The sequence below is a fragment of the Aphanizomenon sp. CS-733/32 genome (assembly GCF_028330045.1).
In the GTDB taxonomy this organism is placed as follows: Bacteria; Cyanobacteriota; Cyanobacteriia; order Cyanobacteriales; family Nostocaceae; genus Dolichospermum; species Dolichospermum gracile.
The window spans coordinates 1-9,595 of sequence record NZ_JAQMSE010000160.1; the positions used below are offsets into that span (position 1 = coordinate 1).

Sequence of the window (9,595 nt, forward strand, 5' to 3'; positions counted from 1 at the left end):
CTGGGCTGAAAGTAATCGCTGTAAATCCAAACGGAACAAGCCAAGAATGCTCTAGTTGTGGTAACAAAGTTAAAAAGCCGCTATCCCAAAGAACGCACAATTGCCCTAACTGTAAGGTCAGTTTGTGCCGGGATTTGAATGGTTCAATTAATATCAAGAACCGTGGGACACACGGTCTTAAAGCTCAGTCAATGTCTTCATAGAAGAGTCGCTGAGAAGCCCACACTCACCCGAAGGGGGAGTGTGTGGAGTATGTCACAATGTCTCTACAAGGATTCCAGAAAGTACACATTTAATTCCTGGAGTATCACGATTGATTACCTATCAACAGAACCCATAATTACGTCTATACTACCGAGAATAACAACGATATCTGCAACCTTCATTCCTCGCAGTAAATGAGGTAGAATTTGTAAGTTGTTGAAGTCTGCGGCGCGGATTTTCCAGCGCCAGGGGAAAACATTATTATCACCAACTAAATAAATCCCTAATTCTCCCTTACCACTTTCGACACGGGAGTAGATTTCACCTTTAGGAACTTTAAAAGTGGGAGCAACTTTTTTAGCCACGAACTGGTAATCAAAAGCATCCCATTCAGATTTTTTCCCAGCCATTAACCGCTTGGCTTCTAGGTTTTCGTAGGGTCCACCGGGTAATCCAGCGATCGCTTGGCGAATGATTTTAACAGATTCGCGCATTTCTCGCATCCGTACCATGTAACGAGCAAGACAATCGCCTACAGTTTCCCACTGAACATCCCAATCAAAATCATCGTAACATTCATAGTGGTCAACTTTCCGTAAATCCCATTTTACCCCAGAAGCCCGTAACATTGGACCAGAAAGCCCCCAATTAATAGCTTCTTCACGGGTAATAGTTCCCAGACCTTCAATACGGCGGCGGAAAATGGGGTTATTGGTAACTAAGCGTTCATACTCATCAACTTTGGGGATAAAGTAATCACAAAAATCTAAACACTTATCTACCCAACCATAGGGTAAGTCAACGGCCACACCACCAACACGGAAATAATTGTGATTAACCATGCGGTAGCCTGTGGCGGCTTCCCACAGATCATAAATCATTTCCCGTTCCCGGAATTGGTAGAAAAAGGGTGTTTGCGCGCCAACGTCAGCCAAGAATGGACCAAACCATAGGAGGTGGTTAGCAATGCGGTTGAGTTCCAGCATAATCACGCGAATATAGCTGGCGCGTTTGGGTACGGTAATACCCGCTAATTTTTCCGGTGCGTTGACTGTCACCGCTTCATTAAACATCCCCGCAGCGTAGTCCCAACGGCTGACGTAGGGGACATACATGATTGTAGAACGGTTTTCGGCAATTTTCTCCATTCCTCGGTGTAGATAGCCAATAACTGGTTCACAGTCAACGACATCTTCACCATCTAAGGTCATAATTAAACGCAAAACTCCGTGCATTGATGGGTGATGAGGACCCATATTTAGCACCATCGGTTCGGTGCGGGTTTCGATTCTACTCATAGATTTTGCTGTTCTCCCGTTGTGGATGTTGTAAATTGACCCGCTAAAATTAACCTGCCACGATTGTTATTGTCTGCCAAAATTTAGCTTATAGGGATAATTTCTAGATTATCTCTACAGGGTGACGTTGGAGAGAGAATAGCAGAGTCGGTTTTGTAATTGGTGTCTTCTGTTGTCTAGCTACTTCAATTATTATACGGAAGCTTGATATATCAGGGATTGAGAATCTGGATTTTTTTCATGTATCTAGGGTTGTGGGAATGGGAAAAATCTTCCCGGTGCAGATGACTAACCTCAAATTGTATCAATGTCTTGGTGATTTTGCTGATTTTGTCTTCGTGGCAAGATAGATTTAATTTATAATTACTCTAATTAATATCTATAGTTAAATTTTAGCTCACGCAAAGGCGCAAAGGCGCAAAGTAAGAGAAGCAGGGTTTTTAAGGGGTGTGGTTAAATTATGAATTATTTACAAGTTTATTTTCAGGAAGTTAATCAAGTTTACCAAGGACAAAATGCTACTGAACATAGTTATCGTCCGGCTTTGAAGAAGTTAATGGAGTCTTTAGATTCTGGTATTCAAGCTATTAATGAACCGAAAAGAATCGCTTGCGGTGCGCCAGATTTTGTGATCAACAATGGTGTTTTGGAAGTTGGAAATATTGAAGCTAAAGATATTGGTATTTCTCTCCAGAAAGTAGAAAAAACTGCTCAAATGGGGCGTTATTTTGCGGCTTTAGGTAATTTGATTTTAACTGATTATTTGGAGTTTCGTTGGTATGTTCAGGGTGAGTTAAAATTATCTGCTTCTTTAGGAACTATTGATAAACACAAAAAAATCAAAGTTGATAAACAAGGAATACAGGAAGTTGACCAACTTTTGCAGCAATTTTTATTAGCTAAAGTTCCCCAAATCACGACACCCAAGGATTTAGCTAAACCTATGGCTAGTTTAGCTCAATTGATGAGAGATGCAATTAAAACTGCGTTGCATGATGTGGATAAAGGGGGAACTTTACGGGAACAGTTGGAATCGTTTCAACGAGTATTAATTAAGGATTTAACCGTTGAACAATTTGCGGATATGTACGCCCAAACTATTTGTTATGGTTTATTTGCAGCGCGGTGTAATACTGATAATGTTCAGACTTTTTCACGGGAAACAGCAGCGTTTAAATTACCGAAAACTAACCCTTTTTTAAGAAGTATTTTTGGACAAATAGCCGGACCTGATTTAGATGATAGAATTAGTTGGGCTGTAGATAATTTAGCGCGTATTCTCCAACAAACGGAAATGGCGGAAATTCTCAAAAATTTTGGTAAACGGACTCGCACAGAAGATCCTGTTGTGCATTTTTATGAGACATTTTTAGCAGAATATGATCCCAAAATGCGAGAATCAAGAGGGGTTTATTATACTCCTGAACCTGTGGTTAATTATATTGTTAAAAGTGTAGATTATATTCTCAAACATAAATTTAATATTAGTAAAGGTTTAGCAGATTCTAAAAAGATTAAAATTCCCAATCCTAAAGGGGAGGGAATTATAGAAACCCATCAGGTTTTGATTTTAGATCCTGCGGTGGGTACGGGAACTTTTATGCACAGTGTAATTGATTTTATTTATGATAAGTTTAAATCTCAAAAGGGAATGTGGTCAAGTTATGTGAGTCAACATTTATTACCCCGGTTATTTGGTTTTGAATTGTTGATGGCACCTTATACTGTAGCACATATGAAGTTAGGTTTACAGTTACAAGAATTGGGTTATGATTTTAGTTCTGAGGAACGGTTAAGGATTTATTTAACTAATACATTACAAGAGGCTTTTCAGATTCCTGCTGCTGATGGTTTTATGAACAGGATTAGAGATGAAGCAGAAGCCGCAAAGGATATAAAACAAGATGTTCCTGTAATGGTAATTTTAGGAAATCCTCCTTATTCTTATGAATCTATAAATACCGACCCTTGGATTGTGGGATTAGTTAGGGATTATTATCAAGTAGACGGAAAACCTTTAGGAGAAAGAAACCCCAAAGGATTATTAGATGATTATGTAAAGTTTATCCGTTTTGCTCAACATCGAGTTTCCGAAACAGGTTATGGTATTGTGGCTTTAATTACGAATCATGGTTATTTAGATAATCCCACTTTTCGGGGAATGCGTCAAAATTTGATGCAAACTTTTGATGAAATTTATGTTTTAGATTTACATGGTAATAGTAAGAAAAAAGAAGTTTGTCCTGATGGTTCACCGGATAAAAATGTTTTTGATATTCAGCAAGGTGTAGCAATCAGTATTTTTATTAAATATGAAAATAGTCAGCAAAAGTTAGCAACGGTTTATCATGCTGATTTATGGGGTATGAGAGAGGTTTATGAAAATAAAGAGTTAGTTGGTGGTAAATATCATTGGTTAGCGGAAAATGATCTTAGTTCAACTGATTGGAAAATTGTCAAACCTGAAGCTAAATTTTATTTATTTAACCCTCAAAACACCAGTTTATCATCAGAGTATGAACAAGGATGGAAAGTTATTGATATCATGCTAGTCAATACTGCTGGTATCAAAACCCATCGAGATCATTTTGCTATTGATTTTGATGAAGAAAGCATTACTCAAAAATTTAGAGAAATGCGAGAAACTAATTTATCTAATGAAGACTATAGCAATAAATATAATATTCATGATCATCTAGATTGGCGATTAGATAAAGTTCGTCAATTAATTCGCTTAGATAATCAATGGAAAGATAAAATAATTAGTTGTTTATATCGCCCTTTCGATTGGCGTTACTGTTATTATAGTGATCTAATAATGGATAGACCGAGACGAGAATTACTTGATCATGTTTTTAGAAAAGATAATTTATGTTTAGGTTTAGGTCGTCAAGGAATTGCTGTAAATGATTTTATCTGGTCTTTGGTATCAGTTGCGAACCAACCTATTGATACTAATATTTTTAGAAGAGGTGGAGTTAATATTTTTCCTCTTTACCTTTACCCAACAAATACCCCAACTTTATTTGATTCTATCCCCACTAATGCACCTGGAGGACGTAAACCGAATTTATCACCAGAATTTATTACTGAATTTTCCCAAAAACTAGATTTAAAATTTATTGTTGACGGAAAAGGAGATAAAACTAAAACCTTTGCACCAGAGGATATTTTTAATTACATTTATGCTATCTTGCATTCTCCTATTTACCGTCAACGTTACGCCGAATTTTTAAAGATTGATTTTCCTCGTATTCCTTTAACTTCTAATTCTGCACTTTTTTGGGAGTTAGTTACCAAAGGTGATAAACTGGTTAAATACCATTTAATGCAAGCAACAGGAACAGAAATTTCTACTTATCCTATTCCTGGTTCTAACATTGTGGAACAAGTCAAATATCATGAAAATCATCAACAAATTTGGATAAATTCTGAACAGTATTTTGATCAAGTTACGCAGCAAATTTGGAATTTTTATATTGGAGGTTATCAAGTTTGTCAAAAATGGCTAAAAGACAGAAAAGGGAGAGAGTTAAATTTTGATGATATTAGCCATTATCAAAATATTATTTCCATTATATCGGAGACTATTAAGATTATGGAAGATGTTGATCAAATAATTGCAAAATATGGTGGTTTTCCGTTAGAATGAGATTATCAATAAGTTAATATAATGAAACCCCGGCGAATATAATTCGCGGCTACACAAGCAAAGTCCGCCTTCGCGGACTAAATTAAGAACCCACGCAGGTGGGTTTCGTCTGTGTAGATGCGGTTTCTAACCGCCCCTTAGTCAAAATATGATCAATATTCTCGATATTCCTAATGGACAAAATATCTGAACAAAAGTTTCTTGAAGCTTTCGATATTTGTGAATCATTAATTGATTTTAAATATCGTCCTACCAATTCAACCTATCAAGCAATAGAGTTATTTTGTGAAATTGGTAAAATTCCTTCTGAATTGCTAGAATTATGCCAAAAATATTCTATTAAAATTGAAAAAATCTGTGCCATTATTAAAGAATATGGAACAAGTATAGATAATTGGTGTTTTGATTGTCCGCTTGGTTTTGGTTCAAAAGATCATTGTAGTTTTTTGAGTTTTTTCCTCAATCTTGATAGTGGTAAGTTTGAATATTTTACAGACAACTTTACAACACCTGAACAAATTGCTGAATTATTTAAAGATTGGAAAGGAATTGATATTAATTCTGTAATTAAAAAGCAAAAAACACTTACATTTTAATAAATCAAAAGTATTATCTAAACTTAGTTAAGCAAAATTGTCAATTAAGGAGATATTTATGAAAGAATTAATGAAACAACCCTCATCTTGGCTACCAAATGGAATAAATCTGAATCTTTCAGATCAATTTCGTCCTTTTTCCTTTACTGAAGAGTTACAGATTCGTTTAGAAGAACTCTTAGAAAAGAATAAAGAAAATTTGCTAAATGCTGATGAAAAACCAGAACTAGCAGGTTTATTAGAATTAGAAAAAATCTTCAGTTTTATAAACGCCAAACTTGCTTCTTAATTTTTAGTATCAATAAATTAATAATGAAATCAGATTCACAAACACCCATAGATTTAGAAGAAATTACATTTTCCCATATTCCCGTTCTCAGTCAAGAAGTGATTACAGGTTTAAATATCCAACCTGGTGGACATTATTTAGATTTAACCGTTGGTGGTGGAGGTCACAGTCGCTTAATCTTAGCAACTGCTGAAGATGTGAAAATTACCGCAGTTGACCAAGATGAAGATGCTTTAAATGCAGCAAAAGAGAATCTAGCAGAATTTGGAAATAGAGTCAAATTTATTCATAGCAACTTTGCTAATTACCAATTTCTAGAAAGTACATATCATGGAATTTTAGCAGATTTGGGAGTAAGTTCCTATCATTTAGATAACCCAGAACGGGGTTTTAGTTTTAGAAATACCGCAAATTTAGATATGCGAATGAACCAGCAACAATCCCTTACCGCTGGAGATATCATCAATGAATGGGACGAACAAGAATTGGCGGATATTTTCTTTAAATATGGTGAAGAGAGACTTTCTCGCAGAATAGCCAGAAGAATTGTTGAAAAACGCCCATTTAATACTACTACAGAATTGGCAAATGCGATCGCCTACTCCGTCCCTCCTAAATATCGTCATGGGAGAATTCACCCCGCAACCCGTGTTTTTCAAGCTTTGCGAATAGCAGTCAATGACGAATTAAAAGTCCTGGAAACCTTAATAGAAAAAGCACCTAACGCACTAATTCCTGAAGGAAGAATAGCCATAATCAGTTTTCACAGTTTAGAAGACAGACCAGTTAAACATGGTTTGAGAAATTCCCCCTCCTTGCGAATATTGACAAAAAAACCCATAATTGCCACAGAAGAAGAAATTAAAGAAAACCCCCGTTCCCGTTCTGCTAAATTGAGAATAGCAGAAAAGAAAAATACAGATGAGAGATAAAAATATGGACGGTATTGGACTCGAACCAACGACCCCATCGATGTCAACGATGTACTCTAACCACCTGAGCTAACCGTCCGTAATCAACACAGATTAACAATCTATCATATAAAATATAATCTGTCAACCCCTAAAACGAAATTTTACCCTACATATATCTAGTCAACTGCACCCGATAGCGATCCTTTTTCGTCACTGCAATTTCCCCAACTTCCAACCGCCCTTTCCCGCGAATAGCGATTAAATCTCCTGTTTTAACGTGAGAACTGGCTTGGGTGACTTCCTTCCAATTGACACGCACATCATTAGAATCAATTAAATCCACCATTTTACTGCGGGACATCCCAAACCCAGCCGAAGCTACCGCATCTAACCGCAAAGAAGCCTCCACAGTCGTCATTTCCTTCTTCTTCGGTTCGCGGATTTTTAACTCATTAATCTCAATGCGTCGAGTTTTTACTGGCACAGAACGCACCTGTTGTAAACTCATCTCCAAAAATTCTCCCAATTCAGGGACAACAATCACCTGCGCCCCTCTTTCCCCCAACACAATCACATCTCCGGTTTTTTCTCGCACAATCCCCGTTCCTAACATTGCGCCTAAAAAATCCCGGTGATTTGCTGTATCAAACAAGAAATTACCAGCAATTTCTAAAGCCACAATCGCCACTTCAGACTGATCTAATGGTAAATCAGCACGAGCGATCGCTAACCTTTGTCTTTCCGCCTGTGGATATCCACCCCACGCTACCGAATGCACCTCCGTTAAACGGCTAAATACCCTTTGAATTTCCGCCAACTCCGGCGGAGACAAAAAATCTGTACATACCACTTCCCATGTCTTTATAGCTTGATCTGCTCGATCAATTACACGGGCGATAGTATCGCGGTTTTCAACACCTTTTAAAAGTTCTTCTCTGGGTAACATTGTTAAAATAAATAATTTTTAAACTTGCTAAAAAAAATTATGGTGTAAGTATTTCTAATTTTTAGGTTTTACTGCTGCTGTCATCTCCCATTTCAGCATAGGTTCAGCCAGATAATCAGGTGAATCTAAGGTTTCTATCTGCTGCATTCCCAGCTTTTCCAAAATTCTCTGTGATGCAAAATTATCTTGTGGACAATAGCTGATAATTCTCTTCAGTTTTGGATCAGTGATAGCAAAATTTACTAATGCTTGAACTGCTTCAAAAGCATATCCCTGGTGACGATAAGCAGATAGCACCTCATAACCCATTTCTACAGTACCTTGCTCATCAGGTTTACCACCAAATCCCAAATCTCCGATTAAAGTAGAATTATCAATAAGAATTATTAGCCAGACACCCCAACCAATCTGATTTGGGTTATCTTGCAACATTTGAGCATAAATTGGCAAAAAATCTAGTACGTCAGCAGCAAACCAATCATCAGGAACATTTGCCCCTAAAAGCTTCTCAACCTGTAATTTATCTTTGCTTACAGCAGCTTGTGATACCTCCAAAGAACAAGGAAATATTTTAAGGCGACTTGTTGTCATTTCCAAGGAATAATTCATGCGTTATAGATTAGTTTGTTTCTGCATAACCCTGAATATTTTCTGGTTCAAACTGGCGGAGAATGCGAGTAGCTTGACGGGTCAGAGTTTCCGAACCCTGTACCACAATTAAATACTTACCTGCATCTAAACGATTGCGATAGGGTAAAGCATCACCACCACCCTCAAATAAACCCACGCCACCACCTACAAATACACTACCCATTGCACCACTACCAGCCCCCAGAATACCGCCAATCACATGATTGCCAATTTCTCCAGCCCAAGCAAAGGTATCCAAACCGGTAATCAAACTGAAGGTAAAACCGGAAAAAAAGCCAAATGGTACTAACCAAATCGCCATTAGCTTGACTTGTTTTTTTGCCTGTTCTTTGGGATCAATTAAACCAAATTCATCAGCACTTTTGTATCCTCTACCGAGAATAGTGCCATTTATGCCTTCTCTTTCTAAGGCTAAATCAGCGGCTTCAGCCTGGATGCGATCTGATAATACAGCAACAAGATAATTCATCAATTTTAAAACTCAGGATTAATGTGACTTTAGCAAATCCAAAGGCTCACAAAAATTATTCACACCTTGTTTAAGAATATAAATTAAAACGGGTGTAGCCAGACTTTTGGGAAAACTCGGTATTGTCCTTAGATGTACTATCATCCCTTGAATTGACTCATTTAACAAGTCTTCTCGATATTCTTGTTCACAAATTACCGCCCGCCACTTTTTGGCTAAAGCATCTAACCAGTCGGAATTGGTTTGTTCTGGTTCTTGTCCAGCCCGAATAGCCAGTGTCATTACCGCATCTTCTAAATCTCCATCGCAATCCTCTATCAAGTCTAATGCTTCCATTGCTTGCGGATCATCTGCTAAATGAGAACGAAATTTGGCAATCTCTTGTGATGTAACTGTAGTCATGAGTTTTTGACTAGACCAGGATTTGAAAACTATTTTACAGCATTGGGAATGGTGATAGGTAATTGGTGATTGGTGATTGGTGATTGGGGATTGGGAATTGGGAATTGGTGATTGGTGATTGGGAAAAATAAATAGAAATATTCCCCCCTGCCCCCCTGCCTCCCCTACCTCCCC

At 37.4% G+C, this 9,595-nt stretch carries 10 protein-coding genes and 1 tRNA gene; 5 read left to right on the forward strand and 6 right to left on the reverse strand.

Features of this window, described 5'->3' with window-relative positions:
- Positions 1-14 precede the first annotated feature (14 nt).
- Positions 15-203 carry a zinc ribbon domain-containing protein gene (locus PN471_RS12665; protein WP_271777153.1) on the forward strand — a complete coding sequence of 63 codons (189 nt, stop codon included), beginning with the start codon at positions 15-17 and terminating at the stop codon, positions 201-203.
- A 114-nt stretch (positions 204-317) separates the two neighbouring features.
- On the opposite strand, the gene PN471_RS12670 is transcribed toward PN471_RS12665, so the two are convergent.
- On the reverse strand, positions 318-1,502 hold the full coding sequence (locus tag PN471_RS12670) for an NAD(P)H-quinone oxidoreductase subunit H (RefSeq protein WP_271777146.1): 1,185 nt from the start codon (positions 1,500-1,502) through the stop codon (positions 318-320).
- A gap of 460 nt (positions 1,503-1,962) precedes the next feature.
- On the opposite strand from PN471_RS12670, the gene PN471_RS12675 reads away from it, so the two are divergent.
- From PN471_RS12675 to rsmH, 4 genes are all read left to right on the forward strand, one after another.
- Positions 1,963-5,154 (forward strand): type ISP restriction/modification enzyme, encoded by a 3,192-nt coding sequence (locus PN471_RS12675; RefSeq protein ID WP_271777147.1) that lies wholly within the window; start codon positions 1,963-1,965, stop codon positions 5,152-5,154.
- Positions 5,155-5,327: 173 nt separating this feature from the next.
- Complete coding sequence (locus PN471_RS12680; protein ID WP_271777148.1) at positions 5,328-5,750, forward strand: hypothetical protein; 423 nt, start codon at positions 5,328-5,330, stop codon at positions 5,748-5,750.
- A 58-nt stretch (positions 5,751-5,808) separates the two neighbouring features.
- Positions 5,809-6,039: a hypothetical protein gene (locus PN471_RS12685; protein ID WP_148760870.1), complete on the forward strand. Its 231-nt coding sequence runs from the start codon at positions 5,809-5,811 to the stop codon at positions 6,037-6,039.
- A gap of 23 nt (positions 6,040-6,062) precedes the next feature.
- The gene (gene rsmH, locus PN471_RS12690) at positions 6,063-6,971 is read left to right on the forward strand and encodes a 16S rRNA (cytosine(1402)-N(4))-methyltransferase RsmH (RefSeq protein WP_271777149.1); all 909 of its coding nucleotides are present in this window, start codon (positions 6,063-6,065) and stop codon (positions 6,969-6,971) included.
- Positions 6,972-6,976: 5 nt separating this feature from the next.
- On the opposite strand, the gene PN471_RS12695 is transcribed toward rsmH, so the two are convergent.
- From PN471_RS12695 to PN471_RS12715, 5 genes are all read right to left on the reverse strand, one after another.
- A tRNA-Val gene (locus PN471_RS12695) sits at positions 6,977-7,050 on the reverse strand.
- A gap of 69 nt (positions 7,051-7,119) precedes the next feature.
- The gene (locus PN471_RS12700; RefSeq protein ID WP_271777150.1) at positions 7,120-7,899 is read right to left on the reverse strand and encodes a photosystem II S4 domain protein; all 780 of its coding nucleotides are present in this window, start codon (positions 7,897-7,899) and stop codon (positions 7,120-7,122) included.
- A 54-nt stretch (positions 7,900-7,953) separates the two neighbouring features.
- Positions 7,954-8,508 (reverse strand): GNAT family N-acetyltransferase, encoded by a 555-nt coding sequence (locus PN471_RS12705; RefSeq protein WP_271777151.1) that lies wholly within the window; start codon positions 8,506-8,508, stop codon positions 7,954-7,956.
- A gap of 10 nt (positions 8,509-8,518) precedes the next feature.
- Positions 8,519-9,019: a hypothetical protein gene (locus PN471_RS12710; RefSeq protein WP_271777152.1), complete on the reverse strand. Its 501-nt coding sequence runs from the start codon at positions 9,017-9,019 to the stop codon at positions 8,519-8,521.
- A gap of 18 nt (positions 9,020-9,037) precedes the next feature.
- Positions 9,038-9,421, reverse strand: a complete 384-nt coding sequence (locus tag PN471_RS12715) for a hypothetical protein (protein ID WP_271777154.1) — start codon at positions 9,419-9,421, stop codon at positions 9,038-9,040.
- Positions 9,422-9,595: the final 174 nt, after the last annotated feature.